The sequence below is a fragment of the Pseudomonas thivervalensis genome (genome assembly GCF_001269655.1).
GTDB lineage: Bacteria > Pseudomonadota > Gammaproteobacteria > Pseudomonadales > Pseudomonadaceae > Aquipseudomonas > Aquipseudomonas thivervalensis.
Window position 1 is genome coordinate 15,418 of the sequence record NZ_LHVE01000011.1, and the last position, 23,098, is coordinate 38,515.

Annotated in this window: 20 protein-coding genes and 1 pseudogene; 8 read left to right on the forward strand and 13 right to left on the reverse strand. The window is 60.0% G+C overall.

From position 1 onward, the window contains the following. Nucleotides 1-90 precede the first annotated feature (90 nt). A complete protein-coding gene (locus tag AD659_RS15740) occupies nt 91-1,020 on the reverse strand; it encodes a DMT family transporter (protein ID WP_053122881.1) in 930 nt (309 codons plus the stop codon). 111 nt (nt 1,021-1,131) lie between these two features. Between AD659_RS15740 and AD659_RS15745 the strand changes: the two genes are divergently transcribed. Then, entirely contained in the window at nt 1,132-1,926 is a 795-nt protein-coding gene (locus tag AD659_RS15745; RefSeq protein ID WP_053122883.1) for an AraC family transcriptional regulator, read from the forward strand. 78 nt (nt 1,927-2,004) lie between these two features. On the opposite strand, the gene AD659_RS15750 is transcribed toward AD659_RS15745, so the two are convergent. After that, on the reverse strand, nt 2,005-2,760 hold the full coding sequence (locus AD659_RS15750) for an ArsR/SmtB family transcription factor (protein WP_053122885.1): 756 nt from the start codon (nt 2,758-2,760) through the stop codon (nt 2,005-2,007). Nucleotides 2,761-2,842: 82 nt separating this feature from the next. Between AD659_RS15750 and AD659_RS15755 the strand changes: the two genes are divergently transcribed. After that, complete coding sequence (locus AD659_RS15755) at nt 2,843-3,964, forward strand: cytochrome P450 (RefSeq protein ID WP_053122887.1); 1,122 nt, start codon at nt 2,843-2,845, stop codon at nt 3,962-3,964. A gap of 15 nt (nt 3,965-3,979) precedes the next feature. Here the strand turns inward: AD659_RS15755 and AD659_RS15760 are convergent, their stop codons facing one another. Further along, a complete protein-coding gene (locus tag AD659_RS15760; protein ID WP_053122889.1) occupies nt 3,980-4,321 on the reverse strand; it encodes an FKBP-type peptidyl-prolyl cis-trans isomerase in 342 nt (113 codons plus the stop codon). A 144-nt stretch (nt 4,322-4,465) separates the two neighbouring features. Here AD659_RS15760 and AD659_RS15765 point away from each other — a divergent pair, with 144 nt between their 5' ends. Together AD659_RS15765 and AD659_RS15770 are read left to right on the forward strand one after the other, a co-directional pair. Next, on the forward strand, nt 4,466-5,527 hold the full coding sequence (locus tag AD659_RS15765; protein ID WP_053122891.1) for a M4 family metallopeptidase: 1,062 nt from the start codon (nt 4,466-4,468) through the stop codon (nt 5,525-5,527). Next, nucleotides 5,527-5,850, forward strand: coding sequence for a protealysin inhibitor emfourin (locus AD659_RS15770; protein WP_053122893.1), 324 nt, complete (start codon nt 5,527-5,529; stop codon nt 5,848-5,850). Before AD659_RS15765 ends, AD659_RS15770 begins: the two co-directional genes overlap by 1 nt. Here the strand turns inward: AD659_RS15770 and AD659_RS15775 are convergent. Then, on the reverse strand, nt 5,847-6,155 hold the full coding sequence (locus tag AD659_RS15775; protein ID WP_053122894.1) for an RcnB family protein: 309 nt from the start codon (nt 6,153-6,155) through the stop codon (nt 5,847-5,849). The genes AD659_RS15770 and AD659_RS15775 overlap by 4 nt on opposite strands. A gap of 300 nt (nt 6,156-6,455) precedes the next feature. On the opposite strand from AD659_RS15775, the gene AD659_RS15780 reads away from it, so the two are divergent. Further along, nucleotides 6,456-7,556, forward strand: a complete 1,101-nt coding sequence (locus AD659_RS15780; RefSeq protein WP_053122896.1) for a DNA alkylation repair protein — start codon at nt 6,456-6,458, stop codon at nt 7,554-7,556. A 7-nt stretch (nt 7,557-7,563) separates the two neighbouring features. Here AD659_RS15780 and AD659_RS15785 read toward each other — a convergent pair whose 3' ends face one another. After that, nucleotides 7,564-9,642 (reverse strand): putative bifunctional diguanylate cyclase/phosphodiesterase, encoded by a 2,079-nt coding sequence (locus tag AD659_RS15785; protein ID WP_053122898.1) that lies wholly within the window; start codon nt 9,640-9,642, stop codon nt 7,564-7,566. A gap of 299 nt (nt 9,643-9,941) precedes the next feature. On the opposite strand from AD659_RS15785, the gene pncA reads away from it, so the two are divergent. Then, nucleotides 9,942-10,595, forward strand: coding sequence for a bifunctional nicotinamidase/pyrazinamidase (pncA, locus tag AD659_RS15790; RefSeq protein ID WP_053122900.1), 654 nt, complete (start codon nt 9,942-9,944; stop codon nt 10,593-10,595). Between the two features lie 41 nt (nt 10,596-10,636). Continuing rightward, on the forward strand, nt 10,637-11,278 hold the full coding sequence (locus AD659_RS15795; RefSeq protein ID WP_053122902.1) for a DUF1345 domain-containing protein: 642 nt from the start codon (nt 10,637-10,639) through the stop codon (nt 11,276-11,278). A 148-nt stretch (nt 11,279-11,426) separates the two neighbouring features. Here the strand turns inward: AD659_RS15795 and AD659_RS15800 are convergent, their stop codons facing one another. Both AD659_RS15800 and AD659_RS15805 read right to left on the reverse strand, forming a co-directional pair. After that, nucleotides 11,427-12,728 carry an ATP-binding protein gene (locus AD659_RS15800; RefSeq protein WP_053122905.1) on the reverse strand — a complete coding sequence of 434 codons (1,302 nt, stop codon included), beginning with the start codon at nt 12,726-12,728 and terminating at the stop codon, nt 11,427-11,429. Between the two features lie 4 nt (nt 12,729-12,732). Further along, nucleotides 12,733-13,434: a response regulator gene (locus AD659_RS15805; RefSeq protein WP_018605899.1), complete on the reverse strand. Its 702-nt coding sequence runs from the start codon at nt 13,432-13,434 to the stop codon at nt 12,733-12,735. A gap of 349 nt (nt 13,435-13,783) precedes the next feature. Between AD659_RS15805 and AD659_RS15810 the strand changes: the two genes are divergently transcribed. After that, entirely contained in the window at nt 13,784-14,224 is a 441-nt protein-coding gene (locus tag AD659_RS15810) for a hypothetical protein (protein WP_053122907.1), read from the forward strand. 77 nt (nt 14,225-14,301) lie between these two features. Here AD659_RS15810 and AD659_RS15815 read toward each other — a convergent pair whose 3' ends face one another. The 6 genes and pseudogenes from AD659_RS15815 to AD659_RS30545 form a co-directional block, all read right to left on the reverse strand. Continuing rightward, nucleotides 14,302-16,638 carry an autotransporter outer membrane beta-barrel domain-containing protein gene (locus tag AD659_RS15815; protein ID WP_053122909.1) on the reverse strand — a complete coding sequence of 779 codons (2,337 nt, stop codon included), beginning with the start codon at nt 16,636-16,638 and terminating at the stop codon, nt 14,302-14,304. Nucleotides 16,639-16,841: 203 nt separating this feature from the next. Further along, nucleotides 16,842-18,872 (reverse strand): hypothetical protein, encoded by a 2,031-nt coding sequence (locus tag AD659_RS15820; RefSeq protein ID WP_053122910.1) that lies wholly within the window; start codon nt 18,870-18,872, stop codon nt 16,842-16,844. Between the two features lie 131 nt (nt 18,873-19,003). Next, nucleotides 19,004-19,795: a hypothetical protein gene (locus AD659_RS29805; protein ID WP_153043873.1), complete on the reverse strand. Its 792-nt coding sequence runs from the start codon at nt 19,793-19,795 to the stop codon at nt 19,004-19,006. A gap of 337 nt (nt 19,796-20,132) precedes the next feature. Beyond that, complete coding sequence (locus AD659_RS15825; protein ID WP_053122911.1) at nt 20,133-21,314, reverse strand: pyridoxal phosphate-dependent aminotransferase; 1,182 nt, start codon at nt 21,312-21,314, stop codon at nt 20,133-20,135. A 41-nt stretch (nt 21,315-21,355) separates the two neighbouring features. Further along, nucleotides 21,356-22,219 carry a methyl-accepting chemotaxis protein gene (locus tag AD659_RS30540; RefSeq protein WP_419242260.1) on the reverse strand — a complete coding sequence of 288 codons (864 nt, stop codon included), beginning with the start codon at nt 22,217-22,219 and terminating at the stop codon, nt 21,356-21,358. Next, nucleotides 22,211-23,014 (reverse strand): annotated as a pseudogene (locus AD659_RS30545) (MCP four helix bundle domain-containing protein); the annotation flags it as partial. The gene AD659_RS30540 and the pseudogene AD659_RS30545, both read right to left, overlap by 9 nt. Nucleotides 23,015-23,098 lie beyond the last annotated feature (84 nt).

A 23,098-nucleotide genomic window follows, 5' to 3' on the forward strand; every position in this document is an offset into this window, starting at 1 on the left:
TCAAGTGAAAGATCAAAAGATCGCAGCCTTCGGCAGCTCCTACAGAGCCCAGCGCGAGCAAGCGCCCTCGCCACATGGGTCTGCACCCCACTACCCTCGCCGCAAAACCGGCCATCGCCCCCAGCGCTGGCGAAACCATCCGTAACCGCTGACCAGCAGAATCCCACTCAATACCAACGCCGCGCCAACGATGAAGTTCGGCTCCAGCGGCTCATCCAGCAACCAGACGCCAAAACCGATACCGAACAGCGGCGTCATGAACGATAGCACCCCCAATTGCGACGCGAGGTAGTGGCGCAGCAGGGAGAACCAGATCAGGAAACTGGCGAAGGATACCAGCAACACCTGGAACGCCATGCTGGCAATGAGTTGTGGCGTGGGGTTGATCGTCGTTTGCCCCAGCGCTGCCGACATGCCGATCAGCAGCACCCCGGCGCCTACCAGTTGATAAAGCAGTGTCTGGCTGGCCGGCACGTCAGTCAGCCGCGAACAACGAACCGTCACCGTGGTTGCGCCCCACAGCGCGCCAGCCAGCAAGCCCATGCCGTCACCGAGCAACGAGCTGCCGTTCGCCGCGCCCGAGCCGCCACTGAAGGCCACCACGATCCCGCCGAAGGCAACGGCGATGCCCAGCCATTGCGCCGGTTTGAGACGCTCACTCGGCAGTTTCCAGTGCAAACCGAGGGCGGCGAACATCGGTGCGGTGTAGAGGAAAATCACCATGTGCGACGCCGTCGTATGACGCAGGCCTTCGCCCACCATCACGAACTCCAGGGCGAACAACAGCCCCACCAGCAGGCCTGGGCGCCAACTGCCATCGGCCAGGGACAGGCGTTCACCGCGGGCCAGCACCAACAGCCAGACCAGCACCGCAGCGATGGCCGAGCGCACGCCCAGTTGCAGCATCGGCGCCATGTCGACGGCGCCTGCCTTGATCGCGACTTGCTGGAAACCCCAGATGGCACAGAGGCCGGTCATCAGGGCACAGACCTGGCCATCCAGGGCGCGACGGGTGGTCATGGGAAAGGGTCCTTGGGCAGAAAAGAGATGAAAGGATTGTCTGCCTGACACCTTTGCTGGATATAGTGATTACCCGACAAGCCATCCCGGTAATCCGCCATTGCGGTCGATATGCAACCTCCAGCCCAACACCTGAAGATTCCTCCGTTCGAATCGGCCCTGCCCTCGCCGATTTTCTTTCGCAGCGCCTGCATGCCGGCCCACGCCACTTACCCCCGGCACCGGCATGCCTGGGGTGAGTTCGTCTACTCCTACAGTGGCGTGATGGAAATCGAGATCGCCCAGCACCATTACCTGGCGCCACCGCAGTACGGCATCTGGCTGCCGCCGGACATGGAACATGTGGGGTTCAATCGGCACGAGGCCTGCCATTGTTCGTTGTATCTGGCGGCCGAACTGTGCGCTGCGCTGCCTGCCGTACCCTGTGCGCTGACCTTGAGCCCGCTGATCCGCGCGTTGCTGGAAGAACTGCGCAGCGACCCGCCGAGCCAACCGCAGACGCCCGAACAGCAGCGCTTGTTACAGGTGCTGGTGGACAAACTGACTCAGGCGCCCCACGTCGGCAGCTACCTGCCCTTCTCGGATGACCCACTGCTGGGCCCAGTGCTGCGGGCTCTGGAGGCGAACCCCAGCGACCCGCGCTCCTTGCCACAACTGGCCCACGCCGCCAACACCACCGAACGCACGCTGATGCGCCGGGCCCAACGGGACCTGGGCATGTCCTTGGTTGAATGGCGCCAGCGCCTGAAAGTCATCGAGGCCCTGGCCCTGCTCGAACGCGGCCAGAGCGTGGAAACCATCGGCCTGGACCTGGGCTACAGCAGCGCCTCGGCGTTTATCAGCATGTTTCGCAAAATGATGGGGACCACGCCGGATGAATATCGGCGCAGGCATATGGCTGGATGATGTGACGTTGAATGTGCTGCCGTCATCGCGAGCAGGCTCGCTCCCACAGGGGATAGGTGGTGTGCATGGGTCTTGTATTCAGCGCAGACCCATTGTGGGAGCGAGCCTGCTCGCGATGGCGCCTGTGGGTTTGACGTCGATTTCGGCACTGATCCCGAATCGCGCCGCCATTTCCCGGCGGCCACTGGCCGTCAACCCCAGCGCCCGGCTGTCCAGGTCCTGGATCACCCATTTGCGCTTGAGCGCGACTTGCAGCAACGCCGCGCCCAAGGCCCCGCCCAGATGGGGGCGGCGCATGCTCCAGTCGAGGCAGGGGCAGGCGAATCGGCGGCGTTGCGTGGCGAGGTGATGCACATCGACACCCAATCCCTCGAACACTGCCTCGCCGGATTCACTCAGGCGATAGCCCTCACCCTCCATGCCCACCAGCCATCCGGCCTCAAGCATGCGGTCATGCAGGCGCACCGCCAAGGTGCCGGCCATGTGGTCGTAGCAGGTGCGGGCAAATTGCAGGCGATCCGGCGTGCGCGGGGTGAAGGTCGGCGTGGCGCTCTGGCCGATCACCATCAGCGCCTCCAGTGCCTGGGCCACGCGTGGGTCCGCCAGGCTGTAATAGCGATGGCGGCCCTGGACATGCAGGCGCACCAGGGCCATTTGCTTGAGTTTCGCCAGGTGGGCGCTGGCGGTCGAGGCGCTGACCTCGGCGATGCTTGCCAATTCGGTGCTGGTACGGGCATGGCCGTCCATCAACGCACACAGCATCCGGGTACGGGCCGGCTCGGCAATGGCCGCGGCCACCTGGGACACGCCCAGGTCATGGTGTTCTGCATTCATAGTTCGCTCCCCGACGAATCAAGCCCTGCATCGACTGGAGATAGTAGCAACACTTTCTCCCTCACGAACAAGGCCGCGCTTCATGGACCCGATCACCGCCGCGACGCACACCGACCCTTACCCTTTCTACGCCACCCTGCGCGCCGCCGGCGGGCTGGCCTTCGACCCTGAATTGAACCTGTGGATCGCCAGCAGCGCCGAGGCCGTATGCGCCGTCTTGCATCACCCCGATTGCCACGTGCGCCCGGCCCACGAGCCCGTGCCCAAGGCCATCGCCGAGGGACCGGCCGGCCGCGTGTTCGGCCATCTGATGCGCATGAACGAAGGCGAACGGCAGCGTTGCCCGAGGGCGGCGATTGCGCCGGGGTTGCAGGACATCGACCCCAGTCAGATCGAAGCATTGATCAGAGCCCGCTTTCTCCGGGACGGCGCCGAAGGCCTGCATCAGGCCCAGTTCATCGGGCCGGCCAGCGTGGTCGCGGCATTACTGGGTTTCAACCCGACGGAGAGTCGCCTGATCAGCGAATTGACCGCAGACTTCGTCGCCTGCCTGTCGCCCCTGAGCCAGGCGCCGCAACTGAACGCCGCGCACCGGGCCAGCGAGCAGCTAGCCAGGTTGTTCCAGGAACGGCTCGGGGCGCAGGACATCCCTTTGTTGACACACATCGATCAAGGCTTCGAAGGCACGGCGCCGGACAGCAAGATCGCCAACCTGATCGGCCTGCTCTCGCAAACCTATGAAGCCACGGCTGGGCTGATCGGCAACGCGTTGCTGGCACTGATCGACGATCCGGCGTTGCGCCAGGCGCTGCGGGACGACCCCGCGCAAGTCGGCCCGCTACTGGCCGAAGTCCAGCGTTTCGACCCGCCCGTGCAGAACACCCGTCGATTCGTCGCCGCCCCTTGCGAAATCCTCGGCAGCGCATTGAACCCTGGCGAAGCGATCCTGGTGCTACTGGCCTCAGCCAACCGCGACCCGCAGCTCAACCCGCAGCCGGACAGCTTGCTACTGGACCGGCCGAATCGCCGCAGTTTCAGCTTCGGCAGCGGGCGTCATGAATGCCCAGGGCAAACCCTGGCCATGGGCATCGCCCGCGCCACCCTGGCGGTACTTCTGGAAGCCGAACCAAGACTGGAGCAGTTGACCTGGCGCTACCGCCCCTCGGTCAACGGACGCATTCCACTGTTCAGCGAGCGGTCCTGACCCGCCCCTGCCCCCTCAATCGTCCCGGGTCAGGACTTCCAGCAACTCGATTTCAAAGATCAGGTTGGCGTTGGGCTTGATATGGGCGCCCATGGAACGCTCGCCATAGGCCAGGTGAGCCGGCACCCACAACTTGCGCTTGCCACCGACTTGCATGCCCATCAGGCCCAAGTCCCAACCCTTGATGACGCGACCGGTGCCGATCACGCATTGGAAGGGTTTGCCGCGACTGTAGGACGAATCGAATTCGGTGCCGTCTTCAAGGGTGCCGCGGTATTGGGTGGTGATCAGCGCACCTTTGACTACGCTTTTGCCGTCGCCCTGTTGCAGGTCGATGATTTGCAGTTCTTCATTCATGGCGTATCCCTCGTGTGATCCTGGCGCGGGGTTTTCGCAGAAATCAGGCCCCATGGCAAACGTTGTCTGCCATGGCCAGGGAACCGCAACGGCCTCTTCGGTTCACATGGGTATCGACCCTGCATTTCAGATAAGGATTTTCTGATGATCGACTCTCGCCCACACCACAGTTTCATTCCGCCGTACATCCTCAACCGCATCATCGCCCACGGTTCCGAGCAGCAACGCTCCAGCGCCCTCGGCACCTTGACCCACGTGCGCAACCTGCGGCACAACCCAGGCCCGCCCAGCCATCCGCCGGTCGCGGCGGCGCTGCCCAAGCCCGGCAAGGCCGGACACCCGCAACGCAGCGTGCATGACGCCCAGAACAGCATGGAACTGCCCGGCCAGCCGGTACGCCTGGAAGGCCAGCGGGCCAGTGGGGACCCGGCCGTGGACGAGGCCTACGACGCCCTCGGCGCGACCTATGATTTTTTCTGGAAGGTCCTGGGGCGCGACTCCATCGACAACAAAGGCTTCGCCCTGGTGGGCAGCGTGCATTATGGCCAAGGCTATGAAAACGCCTTCTGGAACGGCGCGCAGATGGTATTCGGCGACGGCGACGGGGAAATCTTCCAGCGCTTCACCCGCTCCCTCGACGTGGTGGCCCACGAACTGGCCCATGGCGTCACCGAAAGCGAAGCCGGGTTGATCTACGCCAACCAGTCCGGTGCGTTGAACGAGTCCATCTCCGATGTGTTCGGTGTGCTGGTCAAGCAGTTCGTGCTCGAACAGACCGCCGACCAGGCCGACTGGCTGATCGGCGCCGACCTGCTCACCGACAAGATCAACGGCGACGGCCTGCGCAGCATGTCCAACCCCGGCACCGCCTACGATGACCCATTGCTGGGCAAGGACCCGCAACCAGCGCACATGCGCGAATTCGTGATTACCCGTGAGGACAACGGCGGCGTGCACATCAACTCCGGCATTCCCAACCGGGCCTTTTATCTGGTGGCGACCACGCTGGGCGGATTTGCCTGGGAAAAGGCCGGCCGGATCTGGTATGAAACCTTGTGCGACCGAAGACTGGCCAACGACGCGTCCTTCAGCGCCTTCGCCCGCCTGACCGTCGAGCACGCCCGCCAGCGCTTCGGCATGCGGGAAGTGCAAGCGGTGCAGAACGGCTGGGCCCAGGTCGGCGTCGACCTGACACAGGAGAGCTGATGAAAACCCTTCCAGACCTCGACGACAAGGCCGTGGTGCGGCTGTCGCGCCAGGGCGGCGTGGCCGCCATTCATGCACTGACCCGACCACGGGAAATCGAGTTCGCCCAGTGCGACCTCGACCAGCGCACCCGCATCTGCTCGGTCCTGGAGGGCTGCCTGCCGCTGACCTCCTCCACGCCCGGGCGCGGCGACCAGCGGTTTTTCCAGATCGAGGTGCGTTATCGCGCCAACGACCAGGACGACGAGATGGTGCTGCAGGTGCCCGAGGACCGGGCACCTGGCGAGTTGGTGCATTTGTGGGACAAAGGCGAAGTGCTTTAACGGGTGGCCGGAACGATCTTGACGATGGCGCCCGACACGGTTTCGATCAGCAGGTACTTGTCGTCGATCTGCACCCATTGCTGGTCGTTTGTCGGCTGTTCGAGCTTCTTCTGTTTCAAGTCTTTCACGGCCCTGTCCGCGCGCTGGTAGTCCGCCGGTACCCGGTCGTTCTCCACCAGCCTGCGGCCATTGCTCGGCGAATGCTCCAGGGCGTCGCCGGTTTTCTCGACCGCTTGTGCGACCGGCCCAAAAGCGGTGAGGCCGGCGATCAGGACCAGGCTGGCGATCAGGGTGGGTTTGCGCATAAAAAACTCCAGTTATTCGAGGGACTGAATCTGGGACTTCGCGGACGGCGAATCATTCCTTAATTTCTGGAAACTGTACCCCTGCTTGCTCCCGCTGAACCCTGTAGGAGCTGGCGAAGCCTGCGATCTTTTGATCTTTTGATCTTTCGCTTGAGACTCAAGTGTCTGGGGAAAGATCGCAGCCTCGTTGCACTCGACAGCTCCTACAGAGCCGAGCGGGAGCAGGCTCCCTCGCCACAGGTTGTGCCTGGCATGGCATAGTGACGGGTCTTGGCCCAACACCCGCCGGACGGACCCACCATGAGCACCACCGCCTCTTCCCCTGCCCTCAAGGAAATCTTCAACAACGCGCGCCTGGAGCACATCGCCGGCGAAATGCGCGCGGTGTATCCAGCCTTCGACGCCAAGGCGTTCTTGCACAGGGCCAACGATGGGCTGGCCGAATTGTCGGTGATGCAGCGCATGGCCCGGGTCAGTGAGTGCCTGCACGCGGTGCTACCCCTCGATTACGAGGCGTCGCTGGAGGTGCTGCGCGCCCTGGCTCCGCGCCTGAACAGCATGTTCGTCAGCATGTTCCTGCCGCACTACGTGGCGTCTTACGGCCGGCATCGCTTCGACGTGTCGCTGGATGCGCTCAAGTATTTCACCCGGTTCGGCTCGTCGGAGTTCGCCGTGCGGCACTTCCTGCGCGATGACCTGGAACGCACCCTCAAGGTCATGCACGACTGGGCGCTGGACGCCAACGAGCACGTGCGCCGCCTCGCCAGCGAAGGCAGCCGTCCACGCCTGCCGTGGTCGTTTCACCTGGAGCCGATCCAGGCCAACCCTGACCTTGCCGCCGCGATCCTCGACACGCTCAAGGCCGACGACAGCCTGTATGTGCGCAAATCCGTGGCCAACCACCTCAACGACGTCACCAAGCAGCATCCTGACTGGGTGCTGGACCAGATCGAAGGCTGGCCACTGCAAGACCGTCACACGGCGTGGATCGCCCGGCATGCGCTGCGCAGCTTGATCAAACAAGGCAACCCCAGGGCGCTGGGGGTCATCGGCGCCGGCGGCAAGGCGCAGGTCCAGGTGCTCGATTTACAGGTGACGCCGGCGGTGATTCGCCTGGGGGAACAGGTCACGCTGTCCTTCACCGTGCAATCAACCCTGGAGCAGAGCCAGCGCCTGGTGATCGACTACGCCGTCGACTACGTGAAAGCCTCGGGCGGCACCTCGGCCAAGGTCTTCAAGCTCAAGACCTTCGATCTTCCCGCCCAGGGTTGCGTCAATCTCAGCCGCTCCCAACACATTCGCGAGCTGACCACCCGCAAACACTATGCGGGCCGACATGACGTGCACCTGCTGGTCAACGGCGAGCGACTGGGTAGCACAGCGTTCGACATCGTACCCTGAGGGCGTCTCAGGCCATCACCACGCGTTTCGCCCGGCGAATCTCCTGCAAAAATCCCTCGGCCGGCAGCGGATGGCCCAGCAGATAACCCTGCAGCGAATCGCAGCCCAGCTGGGTCAGGAAGTCTTGTTGCACATCGGTCTCCACGCCTTCGGCGACGATCCGCAGGCCCAGGGCCTGGCCGAGGGCGACGATGGCCGAGACGATGGCCGCGTCATCGCTGTCGTGCTCCAGGTCGCGCACGAAGCCGCGATCGATCTTCAGCTCGTTGGCCGGCAGGCGCTTGAGGTACATCAGGCTCGAATAGCCGGTGCCGAAGTCATCGATGGACAAATCCACGCCCATGTCCGAGAGCTGTTGCAGCACCGTCATGCTCGCGTCCGCATCACTCATGGCGGTGGTTTCGGTGATTTCCAGGGTCAGGCTGTTGGCCGGCAGTTTGTGCATCGCCAACGCCTTGGCCACGCTCTGCACCAAGCCGGTGTGGCAGAACTGCAAGGCCGAGAGGTTCACCGCGATGCGCCAGTCGGTATAGCCGAGCACGTACCACTCGCGCATCTGCCGGCAGGCTTCGTTCAACACCCATTCGCCAATTGGGATGATCAAGCCGGTTTTTTCCGCCAGGTCGATGAACGTGTCGGGCATCAACAGGCCCTGGGTCGGGTGGGTCCAGCGCAACAAGGCTTCGGCCCCGACCGGACGGCCATTGGCCGCGTCGAACTTGGGCTGGTAATGCAGGCTGAACTGCCGCTGTTCGACGGCCGTGCGCAAGTCTTGCAGCAGTTGCAATTGCTTGCGGGCATTGCTGTTCATTGAGGCGTCGAAAAAGCTGTAGCCGTTCTTGCCGGCGCCCTTGGCGTGGTACATCGCCGCGTCGGCATTCATCAGCAGCTCTTCGGCGCTCTGGCCGTTGCCAGGGTAGACGGCGATGCCGACGCTGGCGGAGATCTGCAAGTCATGGTCAGCCACCCGGAACGTACGCCCGATCAAGCCGACCTGACGTGCCGCCAGTCGCAGGGCATCGTCGGGCTCGGCCAGTTGCACCAGCAGCACGAATTCGTCACCGCCAATCCGCGCCAGGGTGTCCTGGCTGCGCAGGTCTTCGCGCAGGCGCAGCGCCACGTCCCGCAGCAGCAAATCGCCCATGTGGTGACCAAAGGCGTCGTTGACCGGCTTGAAGCCATCGAGGTCGATGAACATCAAGGCGAAGCAGCCGCCCTGCTCTTGCACCCGATGCATGGCCTGGTCGATCCGATCAGCCAGCAGCACACGGTTGGGCAGACCGGTGAGGGGGTCGTGCAGGGCCAACTGGGTCAGTTCCCGGTTGGCCAGGGTCAGGGACTGGGCCAGCTCGGCGGTGCGGGCTTCCAGGCGCGCGTCGAGAATCGACGTCAGCAAGGCGATGGCCAGCACGGCCAGGGTGGTGATCAACACCAGATTGTCCAGGCCCTTGCCGCTCAAGCCGTCCAGCGAGCCACAAAAGCTGCCTTCGCTGAACCGCGCCCCGGCCATGCCGGTGTAGTGCATGCCGACGATGGCGATGCCCATGACCACCGCGGCGCCCGCCCGAGCCAGACGCACGTGAGGCGTGTTCTGACGCAGGCGAAAGGCAATCCACAGCGCCGCCGCAGACGCGCCGACGGCAATCACCAACGAAGCGCCGAACAGCGTCGGATCGTAATCGATGCCCGGCTGCATCCGCAGCGCGGCCATGCCGGTGTAATGCATGGCGCTGATCCCGGCGCCCATGATCAGTGCGCCAAAAGCCAGTTGCCACGCCGGCAATCGCGGTTGGCTGACCAGCCACAGGGCGAAACCGCTGGAAAGAATCGCGGTCAGCAGCGACAGCGCAGTGATCGGTACATCGTAGCCAAGCTCGATTGGCAAGGTGAACGCCAGCATGCCGATGAAGTGCATGGACCAGATGCCCACCCCCATCGCCAGCGCGCCCCCGGTCATCCACAAATGCGCGGCGCGACCCTTAGCGGTCGCGATCCGCCCGGCCAGATCCAGCGCGGTGTAGGAAGCCAGCACTGCAACAAACAAGGAAATCGAAACAAGAGCAGGGGAATAACTACCAATGAGCATGGTTTTTCTCGTAACAGGAGAACCGGACGGCTTCCATGCCCGGTTGGAGGCCGGCGATTGTACTGAATCGTGGCAGGGACGCACGAACCAAATGTCAAAAAGCCATCAAACTTGGAATATTTTCGACGAAAGACACTACCTCCAGCAGGGTGAATATTTTTTGTGGGAGCCTCTCAATCCTGTGTTCCGCGGATCCAATGTGGGAGCGAGCCTGCTCGCGATAGCGGTGGGTCAGTCCGCACACCGGCCCAAGGCTGTTCAGCTACTCTCGAAGAACCACTTCAAGGAGGATTCCAATCATGAACGTTCCAGCCAACCGAGCCTTGACCACCGCACTCGTGGTGATCGATGTACAGAACGACTTCATCCCCGGCGGTCAATTGGCCGTGCCGGGGGGTGATGAAATCGTGCCGCTGATCAACCAGCTCGGCCAATCCTTCAGGCACGTCGTCCTCGCGCAGGACTGGCACCCGGCCGGGCATGCCTCGTTTGCGTCCAGTCATCCGGGCAAGCAACCTTTCGGCACCGTCCAATTGCCCTATGGCGAGCAAAAGCTCTGGCCCGACCACTGCGTACAAGGCAGCCACGGCGCCGCGCTGCACCCGGCACTCAAGCTTGACCATGCCAAGCTGATCATTCGCAAAGGTTGCAACCCGGACATCGACAGCTACTCAGCCTTCATGGAAGCGGACCACCTGACCCCCACCGGTTTGACCGGCTATCTCAAGGAACGCGGCATCGACACCGTGTACCTGGTGGGCCTGGCCCTGGATTTCTGCGTGATGTTTTCGGCGCTGGATGCCCGGCTGGCCGGGTTCAACGCATTTGTGGTGCTGGATGCCTGCCGGGGCATCGACACCGATGGCTCGACGGCGACGGCGATCCGGCGGATGCAGGAAGCGGGCGTGCAATTGATCGAGTCCAGCGCGATAGACGGCCGGCCCTTCGCTTGATGGCTCATACTAGGCATCTCCTTTCCGGACAGTGAGCCTCCATGCCCCTCCTCGCCCGCACCCACCCGCGTCTTTCCAGCGCCACGGTCCTTGGCCTGGCGGTGGGTATTCTGGTGCCCGTGGATTCGATCATCAGCAAAATCCTGATCGGTTGGAACGCCGGTGTCTGGACCTACCTGATACTGATGTTCTGGCTGACCGTGCGGGCCAAGGCGCCCGACGTGAAGCGCATCGCTGAAATCGAAGATGAAAATGCCGGGCTGGTGCTGCTGATGGTCTGCGTCGCGGCATTGGCCAGCCTGGCGACCATCACCTTCGAGTTGGCGGGCAGCCGCGACCTGCAAGCCGCTGGCAAGCTGTTGCATTACGGCTTCACGGCAATGACCGTGATCGGTTCATGGTTGCTGATTGGCGTAATTTTCAGCGTTCACTATGCGCGGTTGTATTACACCTGGGAGGGCAAGGAGCCGGCGCTGCGGTTTGCCGAAGGGCTGATTACGCCCAACTATTGGGATTTCCTGTATTTCTCTTTCACCATCGGCGTGGCGGTGCAGACCTCGGACGTGGGCGTAGCCACGCGGCAATTGCGCAAGATCGTGTTGGCGCAGTCGTTGATCGGGTTTGTGTTCAACACGGCGATCCTGGGGTTTTCGATCAATATTGCGGCGGGGTTGTTTGGGTAGGTAATGGTCACCCTCCTGTAGGAGCTGCCGAAGGCTGCGATCTTTTGATCTTGATCGTTCGCTTACGACTCAATTGTCCGGGGCAAGATCGCAGCCTCGTTGCACTCGTCAGCTCCTACAGACGAGTCGGGCGATATATCGAGATGCCTCAGGAGGGTGTTGGCAGCCACAGCCTGAAGCGCGCCCCGCCCAGTGGCGAGGCCTCGACGGTCAGTGTGCCGCCCTGGGCTTCCAGGGCCCGGCGGCTGATGGCCAGGCCGAGGCCGAAGCCGCCGGTGGCGCGGTCGCGGCTACGGTCCAGGCGGTAGAACGGCTCGAACACACGTTCGCGTTCGCTGTCGGGAATACCGATGCCGTCGTCGTCGACCCAGATCTCACAGCCTTGATCACTGACCAGTACACCAACCTGGATGCGCTTTTCGCAGTAACGCATGGCATTGCGCAACAGGTTCTGCAACGCCCGAGCGGTCAGGCGAGGATCCAGCACGAAACGTTCCAGCGCCCCATGCAACAGCACGTCGATGACCACGTCCGGCGCCGCCAGGTCCTCGTCGATGCTGCCCAGGATGCTGTCGATGAACTCATCCAGCGCCACTTCGACCTGTTCGGGCAGGCGCTGCGGGTTTTGCAAACGGCTGTAGGACAGCAGTTCCAGCACCAACTCATCCAACTCGCGAATGTGCGCCACCAGCCCTTGCAAGCGCTCGCGACTGGGCGCCGGCAGGTCGTCGGACAGCGCCAGGGCCAGGCCGAAATCGAGCCGGGTCAGTGGCGTGCGCAGTTCGTGGGACACGGCGTTGAGCAGATCCCGCTGTTGGTTGAGCAGGTTCTCGATGTCCCCCGCCATCGTGTCGAATACGTGGGCCAGGCTGCCAATGTTCGAACTGGACGCGATGTGTGTCCGCTCCTCCAGATGGCCTTTGCCGAAACGCTCGGCGGTGCGCCTGAGGCGTTCCAGGTCGCGCCAATGCGGCCGCAGCCAGAGCAACAGACAGGCCAGCATGGTCGCGCCGATCAACACGTTGATGCTCCAGTACAACCAACTGACATCGGCCGGGTCCGGCGGCACGACCATCTTCACCGCCGTACGCTCGTCCAGCGGCGCCGCCGCCAGGGTTCGCCAGGCCCAATCGCCAAGGCGCACCACATTCTCGCCACGCTTGAGACGCGCCTGTTCATCGGCGCTGAAACCCTCGTCATCGACCGCGGCCAGTTCGATGCGCAGCGGCTCGAACTCCTTGTCCATCTGCGCCGCCAGCGCCGGCCACTGCTCGCTGGGCACGGCGCGGAACTGCTTGACCATCAAGGTTTGCAGGCCCCGGGAATAATCGAGGTTGTAGGTCAGGAAACGCTCCTGGAACAGGCGGATCACCAGTTCCGGCATCAGGTAGATCGCCGCGCTGTAGGACACGATGGTGACCAGGTACAGGCGAATCAGCAGCTTCCACATTGGCTCAGCATTCCCACTCGGAACGACTGAACAGATAGCCCTTGCCCCACACGGTCTTGATCTTGCGGGCTTCGTCGGCGTTGTCGTCGAACTTGCGCCGCAACTTGGAAATCGCCACGTCCACCGAACGGTCGGTGCCGTTGAACTCGATGCCGCGCAGGCGCTGCAGGATCTGGTCGCGGCTCAGCACTTCGCCGGAATGCCGGGCCAGTACCACCAGCAGGTTGTATTCGCCACTGGACAGCTCCACCGCTTGGCCGCGCCACGTTACCGTACGCTCGGACAGGTCGATGCACAGGTTGCCCATGAGGATGCGGTCGTTGACCGTCTGCGGCTCGGTGAGGCTGCTGCGCCGCAACAAAGTGCGCACCCGCGCCAGCAACACTCGGGGTTCGCAAGGCTTGGTGACGTAGTCGTCGGCGCCCATTTCCAGGCCCAGGACCTGGTCGTGGCTGTCGTCCCGGGCGGTGAGCATCAGGATCGGCAAGGTCGCCGAGTCGGCCCGCAACAGACGGCAGACCTGCAAGCCGTCCAACCCCGGCAGCATCAGGTCGAGGATCACCAGGTCCGGCGGATCGACCCGCGCCCGTTCACGCACATGATCGCCACGGCTGAGCACGCTGACCTGATAGCCGTTGCGCTCCAGGTAACTGGCGATCAGTTCGGAGAGCGCGGTGTCGTCTTCGACCAGGAGGATGTTGGGCATGGTGTTTCCAGAGTGCTGGGGCGTCAGCTATGCCGCCATCGCGAGCAGGCTCGCTCCCACATTTGGCTTTGGTACGACACAAAACCACTGTGGGAGCGAGCCTGCTCGCGATGGCGGTATGACAAACGCAGAAAATCTCAATCTGCCAAGGATATACGCCCTCGCCCGCCCGCGAGCAAACCCCTTACACAATTTCACAACAAGCTTTCCAATCACAAAACCTCGGCCTTGGCTACCTGTAATACTTGACAGTATACAAAGGAGCAACATTGGTCCTATATAAGAAACCAGGCGCATGGCATCGCAACGTGCCGACTGGAGCCTTCCAATAACCTTATGGAGTTCACCTATGAACAGCGCAGCCAGTAAATCTTCCTTAGCTACAACTGACGTAAATTTCACTGCGAGCCTTGAGGACGGCTCCTCCTTTCGCGCCTCCGTAACGGAACTTAAAAGCTCGGTTACGCCAGGCCGCGGCGATATATGGATGGTGATTGCCACTGAATGGGTCAACGGTCGTCCCAGAACGTTCACCATCACGTTCTCCAAAGAGAGGAAAGATGCAACAAACGAACCTGTGACGGACCAAGACCAACATGCAACCGTGCATTTCAATAATTATCAAGACCCCCTACACCCGACGTTGCAAAAAGCCAGATCAGGAACGATCACTTACCGTTTTAACCGCGCAAACTTAAACTTCTCGGGTACTTTTCAAGTCACCATGGACAAAGCTGACGGCACTGGCCGCTATCAATGCGTGGGGGAATTTGACACCGCGCTTGATTGATAGGCAAAAAATAGCCCCGGCGTTAAACCGGGGCTATACATATTAAAATCAAATCCAAGCCAAAACGATAAGCATGCTTACCATTTAAATTGCAGACCTACAGTTCCCCCTAGCGGCATTTCAATGCCTTTACCATTCATATATTCAACTTCCCCGTGGGCTTGCCAGCGCTGCGACAGGTTGACGGCAATACCAGCGCCCAATTCAGCGCGCGATCCGGAAAGGTCGTTATTGAACACATTATTATTCACTTTGACTTCATTATTTTTGGAGAACTCATGGGCCCATGCCGCACGAACATAAGGCTGAACCGTCGCGCCATTGTTCAGTTGCATGTCCCGCCCTACCGTCATGCCAGCCTTACCCAACAATGAATAAGTACGGTCACCCTCAGCCTGCAAACCATTATCCAAGTGGTAATCCTTCCCCTGGATCGCCACAGCGGACCACTGGGTAAACGGCTCGATGAAGTAACCATCGTCAAGCTTGATATGGCGACCGACCTCCACCGAACCGCCGAGGCCATTGTTGTCATAATCGCCCTTGGAGCGTTGCCCATCACTCATGCCGACCTTGGCTTCATTCCGAAAGCGGTTCAGCTTGAGCGTGCTGTCGACATAGTAACCACTGGTCTCATCCATCCATGTCAGATAGGTACCGAGGTAGTAACTTTTAATCGTGCCCGAAGTACCGTAATGCAGATCCAGGTCCGAAGTGCTATGACCGGCCATGACCCCCAGCAACCATTGCCCATCACCCAAAGGCAACGGCGCATCGGCACCCAATGAGAATCCTTGTTGTGCCTGGCGGTATCCTGCGCCGTAGCTGTCCGACACGTTGTACTTGTTGCCATAGGCGCGGATCCAGGCGCCGGATTTTTCCGGATTGAAGCGCAACTCCCCCATGCGGCTGCGCAATGAGGCCTGCTCGCCGTACCACACCGTCACTGCGGTATTGAACAACGCCATGACGGCGCGGGTGGAAGGGCTGACGCCGCGAGCCGTGGGATCGAGGAACCAGTCACCCGTATCGCCTTTCTGCAAACCATAGGTAAATGCGCCGAACTCCACTTCTCCACCGGTATTGGCCAGGGAGAAAACAGCATCCCCCCCGGCGGTCTGGACCACCTGAACGGGCTGACCGCTACTACCCACCAGCTCGTTGCCACTGGCAGCAATCAAGAGTTGGTGGTTCCCCGTGGCAGTGCCCGTGACATTGATAAAGTCCGTCTGGTTGGTTGTAAAATCAGTGCCGATTGCAAACAGACCATTCCCGGAGAGGTTCTCCACGTTCAATCGATAGAACGCATTATCGGCACCCATTCTCACCGTACCGCCATTGAGCGCCAGGTTACCGACCTGACTGTCGCCCGTCATGGTCCAACCCGATTGAGCATCGATGCCAACCGTCGCAACATTGGTCATGATGCCGGTCAATTGCGAGCCTTGCTGCAACGCTACTGTCGCCGTACTGCCCGCATCGGCGGTTATGTCACCCGTCAATGAGCCTTGAGTAAAAGTCAGCGCCGCGACACTGTTGTCGGAAACTTGAACGTTACCCGTCAAGTCGCTCAGACCTACATTCGTGGCTACGTCAGCCGCGCCCTTTACTTCCAGAATCGTTCCGTTGCTACCGGTCAGCGTTGAACCGTTGAGGACATCAATCCGCGTAACCGGGGCCGAACTGCCCGAATAATCCACAACGATGGCAGATCCGTTTTTTCCTTCAACGCTCGACCGATCCAGCTCTAACTGGTTACCAACCGATACGCCGCTTTCAAGCCCCAGCGTGACGCCATTCTGACCGCCGATAATACGCGTTCCATTACTGGCAAACGCCGAGCCACCCAGCAGTGAAATACCAAAACTTGTTGCGCCTGTGCCTTCGACGGTCGAATTCGAAAACGCCATGGTGCTATAGGCCGATGCACGAGCGCCACCTGTGGCGCCGGTGAAGGTACTGTCGGTGGCCGTTACCGTTGAACCCGTTGTCGAAGTGACATCCCGCGCGGCTGACAACCCCAATCTATCCCCAATAATGGTGCTGCCGTTGATCGTCGCGGTACTGTTGTCAAGTCGCAACGCGGAGGGCGCATTCCCACCAATGACTGTGGTGTCAGATAAATTGATGGTCGAACCAACACTTCCAGTTACTCTTCCAGTTGTAGCTCCGCTGGCATTCAACGTTGATTCAGAGACAAAAACATCGAGCGTTTCTGCGCCATTGACGTTCAACGTGGAGAATTGCGCGAGCGTCCAGGTTTCCACCGGGTAACCGTTTGTGATTGTCTCGTCTTGGCCTACCAACGCCCCGGCAAGCGCCGGCTCAGCCAGGAACAAAAAATACAATAACGACGAACTACCCAGACAGCCTGCTGCCTCAGACCTTCTGCTGACAAACTTGACCGATTTCATAATTGCAACCTGAGTTCTGTCATTCCGAAAAATGACGAGGCTAATTTCGTGAGCGTCCCCTCTCACAGACGGCCGGTAAGCTACACTTCAATTCCGCAATTTAATGTAGGATAAATCCCAATTCAAACTAGGACATTTCTTCACTCCCTATTCCCGGAAGACATCAGGGAGGCATTTACCCCCCCGATGCCCGAACCGCCAGCCTATTGATTATCCGTCCCATCACAATACTGAAAGCTGTTATTCAGCAGCGAAACCTCATTTATAAATTCAAGCGAGGGTGTAAGCACCCCACCGACATCAACCTCATACCAGATTTTTATGTAACCATTAGGCAGACCGGAAGAATGTGGCGGCTGGATAGGCTTGAGCTTTGTCAAATAGGGTTCTATGTTTTTCTCAAACTGCCCACCCGTTTCCGTCCCCTTAATTACGTACTCTCCGCTGTAGTCCGTACCCGGAATTTCATCAAGTCCAAACTCATCAGTGGTCCCAACGGATTTCAGCGTAACGACCGTACCGGTAGGCATATAAACCGGATCGATAGGAACGGTGACAGGCAGCTCGTAGTTATCCACCAAATATCGGCATGAAACAAAGCCGTTAAACAAGCGGACCGTTGGCTCTAGAAATACAACCCGAACTGCATCAACTTGAACCTCAGTAGGGTACGATCGCATTACGTTACGACCGCCGGCCTCTTCGATGGTCCAATGGGCAAGTTTTTTTCCAACCCCGGCAGCATCGATATCAGCGGCGGTCATCTGAAAGGTCAATGGCGCCAACGACCCGGCCGTTAAGTTAGCGCTATGTACTTCCACACCGTTGAACCACAACCGGGCAATCTCATCGCCAATCGGCAACCACTGACTTGATGCATCGACCATAGGGGTGCTGATAGTCGCAGGTTTTCCACGATCATCGGCTGTAATGTGGTTTGGAGTGCCAGAGCCACCAACGGCTACCACCGTAACCCTCACCATATTCGGGTTTTCCAACCCGGGGAAAATCGGATTCACAGGTCCGCGATAGCTAAAGTCAAGAGCAGACTCTACAGGATTGGACGGAACTGGGGTTTCTGTTGTTCGGGAAAATTGATATTCAGTAAATACAGCAGTTTCTGCGGTGGAGCTTCCCCAAAGCCCAACCAACTTGCTCGTAGTCACATGAAATTGGAGTTTTTTATTAGGCGTATCCGGCCCTAACTCCTGACTACCCAAATAAAAGTCGGTGCTACCGTTAAAATTAACGATTTTCGGGATGATCCGGTCCGTATCTTGACCATTGGTGGTATAAGGCACTTCCACATATACCGGGCTTGTCAGGTCCTCCAAATCGACAACATCCGGCAATATCCCTTTTGGAATATAAGAGTCAATCAGTTGAGGTCGTGGCCGGCGGCGGACGTAATACGCACTCGGAAACGCATCTTCGCTGATATTTCCGACCACGTCTTCCAGCACATACCAAACATAATATTGCCCGTCCAGTTGCGGGATAGCCGTTGTTGGGACCGAGACCTCTCCTGATGACGTTAGCGCTTGCGTATGTACCGGGGTCCCCCCACCATAATTGGTCCCTGCATAAACGTGAACGAGGTCGTCCTCGCGGTAAAAGTCATAGGCAATATTAATATTCAGATCCAGCGTACTGTTATTAGCGAGCCATTCATCATCGATTTCCTCGCTGGGCGCCAAATTCACAAATACAGCGGCCTCAGGCTTAAGCTTCATATTCGACCGTTTATCATGCTCAGGTGCATACCGGTCAATTTCTGCTGGGAACCAATCGGAGCGGTCAGGATTGCCGTCCGCCCCTTTGAAGTGGATAAACCGGTATTCGTAGGTTGTTGACGCTTTGGATACATCATCATCCACAAGCGAAACGGTGGGTACCGGAATGTTGATCTCCGTCGGACGACCTAGTACAGGACCGAACTGGCCATCATCGACCAATCTTCCATTCCCCGTATCTGGCGCCTTCCGCTCGCGCAGCTCCCATTCATCAAGATCATGCGGGGTAGCAATGTCACTGGTTTGGAATCGAACCGTCATCTCCCCAGTGTCCAACACCGATTTGGGGATCAGGTCGTCTATGATCTGCCCGACAATTTCAGGGGGATCCAGCAGAACGCCTGAGTCAGAAGTTGGAATACGTAACGCTGACCTGGAGCGGCGAGCAATTTGCTGCAGCGTCAGAACTTCACCGTCGACATTTATACTTTTACTAGTCATTTTTTGTTTCTCCCTGAACACTGAATGAGTTCTGTTAAAACTCGTATAGAGATTCAACCGTCGCCACACCACTGAATGAAATACAGCGGAAACTCTTAACTTCTATGCCACCCTTCAACCTAACATCTATCTCATGCAAATCCCCCGCATGGCATTGCCTCCCCGGGAATCATCCGGTCTATTTTGACCAGGCCTTTCTTCGACTTGCCTTTAGGAATGCCATTTCGATAAATCGTATATTGGGCAACCCCAGAATCGTTATTCACCATGGGCTTCACATAAGGTACAAACGGGATTTCCATAACAAACCCATTCAGCGCCTCGCTATCACTTAGCGTCTTACGAAATTCATAAACGGATGTGAGTGCGGGGGGACTCCCATTCAAACTGCCAAATCCCTGCCATTCAAGAACACATTCATCCTGCCCGCTGAAAATGGATTGAGGCGCTATTGCCACCCTGACTTTATCCCAGATCGGAACTGGCGAAGTGCAATTGAGATAGCCCCAAAGATTGCTGTCAGGGAAGGTAGGCTCCGCCAAAGATGGCGCCGGTGTATGATCGATGGTGAGCTTGCGTACTGGAGAGCGGTCTTCATTACCATCATGTTTAATCAATAGGTAACGAATATATGCAACCCCATCTACACTCATATCTTGGGGTGTTATTGGAAATGTAAATTCCGGCCGGTCATCGGCAGGCGTATACCTGTTTTGGTATATCTCTCTTTCGTTAGGCTGCGCCCAAAATACAAAAAGATCGGTATATTCCCCGGGCTGATCAGGAAAATCCGCCCAGCGCGCTATTCTTCCGGTCGTTCCGTTAGTCAGCTGTTCTAACGGTATCCTGCCCTCTGGATCCTGATCACTCACTCCATCTATTCGCAAGGGTTGGGCGGTGATTTGCTCGTTAGGCTGTGACATCACGTATTCACTCCGGAAAAAGTGCTTGTGAGCACACGTTTGTCTAGAGAAGTCCTCAATTCAATTAGGCACCGAACACATACGGCCGCCTACTGTCATATCTGACAGGTCTGAATACCGTTTATCGGATTTGACGGAACGACACGCGCACAGACACCTGCGCAATCGCCGGATGATTTGAACGAGAAGTTTATGGGAGCCGCAGTAAGCAATGGGTGGCGCGGGGCACTTGATGCTGATTCATGCTGCTTAGTCATGACGGACGTTTTTTCAACTGGAGTTGTCCGCCATGGTTGATCGTGAGAGCCAAACGGGTTGGAACCGTTTCAACCAGCCCTCAAGTACATCGAATCAGTTCTGCCGCATACAAGGCAATCCGCCGGCACGCCTCCGCCAACTTCACCTGATCGACCACCAACCCGATCCGAATATGCCCCGCCGCGCTTGGCCCAAACGCCTCGCCGGCCAGCACCGACACGCCATACCCGTCCAGCAGCCGCTCGGCAAAAGCCTGGGCATCGAGGCCGGTCTGGCGCACGTCGACCATCACGAACATGCCGCCATCGGGCCGCACCGGCTTGAGGCCTGGGCAGTCATCGAGCATGGCGCAGACCAAGTCCCGCCGCTGGCGATATTCCTCATGCATCTGCGCCACTTCCGGCAAATCTCGCTCCAGGGCCACCTGGGCTGCTCGTTGCACGAAATCCGGCAGGCCGAACAGCATGCACAAGGACAAGTTCGCCAGATGGCCGGTGAGAGGTTCAGGGCCAACCACCCAGCCGATGCGCCAACCGGTCATGGCGTGGGATTTGGACAGGCTGTTGATCGTCGCGGTGCGCTCGGCCATGCCCGGCAGGCTGGCCGGGCTGATGTGTTCGCCCTCATAGACCAGGTCGCTGTAGACCTCGTCACTGATCAGCCACAGGTCATGTTCGATGCACAACCGCGCCAAGGCTTGCCAGGTGGACATCGGCAGGCTGGCGCCGGACGGGTTGTTCGGGCTGTTGAGCAGCATCGCCCGGGTACGTGGGGTCACAAGACGGGCAACGTCCGCAGGCTCGACCCGAAAACCGTTCTCCGGGCGGACGGCCACCGGCACCACTTTCGCCCCGCAGGCGCCGAACACCGCTTCGTAGGTAACGTACATCGGTTCGGCGACGATGACCTCGTCGCCAGGGTCGAGCAGGCATTGCGCGACCGCATACACCGCACACTGCGCGCCCGGCAGCACGACGACCTGTTCGGCCCCCACCGGCTGGCCGCAACGCAGGCGATGACGCCGGGCGATGCTGGCCCGCAAGGTGTGCAGGCCACGGATATCCGAATAATGGGTGTCGCCGGCCCGCAGGCTGCCCACCGCGGCGTCGACAATGGCGCGCGGTGTATCGAAATCCGGGTCGCCCACCGACAGCAACAACACATCCATGCCCTGTTCGCGCATGGCCAGCGCCCGGTCGTGAATCTGCCAGGCGGCGGCGCCTTCGCCGGTGATGCGTTGGGTCAAGACTGAGAAGCGCATGTATCTCTCCTGATTGCGCGGTATCCAGCCTCAACCCTATCTCAAATCACAAACCGCGCCACCATCGCATTCAACCCCACCGCCAGGCGCGACAGTTCGTGGGTCGCGTCGCTGGTCTGTTTCGCACCGCTGGCCGATTGAGTCGCCAGGTCGCGAATGTTCACCAGGTTGCGGTCCACCTCACGGGAAACCTGGGCCTGTTCTTCCGAGGCGCTGGCGATGACCAGGTTGCGTTCGTTGATCTGGTGGATCGACTGGGTGATCTGCTCCAGCGCTACGCCGGCGGCCCGGGCCATTTCCAAGGTACTTTGGGTACGCTGGTTGCTTTGCTGCATCGACTGCACGGCCTGACCGGTGCCGTTCTGGATGCCGGCGACCATTTTTTCGATTTCCTGGGTCGACTGCGCAGTGCGATGGGCCAAGGCCCGGACTTCGTCAGCCACCACCGCGAAACCGCGTCCGGCCTCCCCGGCGCGGGCGGCTTCGATGGCGGCGTTGAGGGCCAGCAGGTTGGTCTGTTCGGCGATGGCGCGAATCACGTCCAGCACCTTCCCGATGTCGCGGCCCTGGATCGCCAGGCCTTCGATCATCGAGGCGGTGGCTTGCACGTCGTGGGTCATGGTCTGGATCGCGTCGACCGTTTCCACCACGCGTGTGCGACCTTCCCGGGCGGCCTGGGTCGACTCGTTCGACGCTTCTGAGGTGGACACCGCGTTACGGGCGACCTCTTCGACAGCGGCGGTCATTTCGTTGACGGCCGTGGCCGCCTGTTCGATTTCATTGTGCTGCTGTTGCAGGCCGCGGGAGGACTCCTGGGTCACGGCGCTCAACTCTTCCGCTGCAGCGCCCAGTTGAGTGGCCGAACCGGCGATCTGCTCGATGGTCTGGCGCAGGCTGCCTTGCATGGCGGCCAAGGCCTGGAGCAAGCGGCCGGGCTCGTCCTTGCCGTCGTCCGCAATGACCTGGACCAGGTTGCCACTGGCGATGGTCCGCGCCGCCTCCAATGCGCGGTTGAGCGGCGCAACGATGCTGCGGGTCAGCAGCAATGCCAGCACGACGGTGGCCAGGGCGGCGGTGATCGAGACAATAATGATGCCGGTGATCGCGCTGTCGTAGTGCTCGCCGGCCAGTGCCGACGCTTCGCCGGCACTGGCCACGTTGATCGCGATGAGCTTGTTGAGCTGCTCGCCCATCAGGTCGGTGCCTTCCTTGATCCGTGTATTGATGTGGGCGCGCAGCTCATCCGCCTTGTTCTGTCGCGACAGGTCGAGCATTTCCTTCTGGGCTTGCAGGTATTTTTCCAGGGTCGCGGAAAAGACCTTGTACAGTTCGGCCTCTTGCGGCGTGGTCGGCAACGCGGCGTAGCTGTTATTGGCCTTGTTCAGTTTTTCCGTCAATACGCCGATGCGGCTTTCGGCTTCGGTCAGGCTGGCCGTATCCCGGTTGACCAGGATACGGAACGAGAGGATGCGCATGCGCAGCACGTTCTCCAACACATTGGCCAGGTAGCCGACGCTGGGCACCTGGGTCTGTTCCATGTCCAGCGAGGCTTGGCGAATGACGGACATGCGGTTGGCGGCGAACACGCCAAGGATAACGACGAGCAACGCGATGACGGCGAAGCCGAGAAAGGCTCTTGGCGCGATATTCAGGCTGCGTAGGGACATGGAGGGACCTCGAATGGTGGGTCGAGCATCCATGCCGGCAAGCGCACGGGTTGGAGTTATGGGTGTATGCGCTTAACCCGTTATCGGCTGGGCTTTAGGGTTGGCGCAGGCGAATGT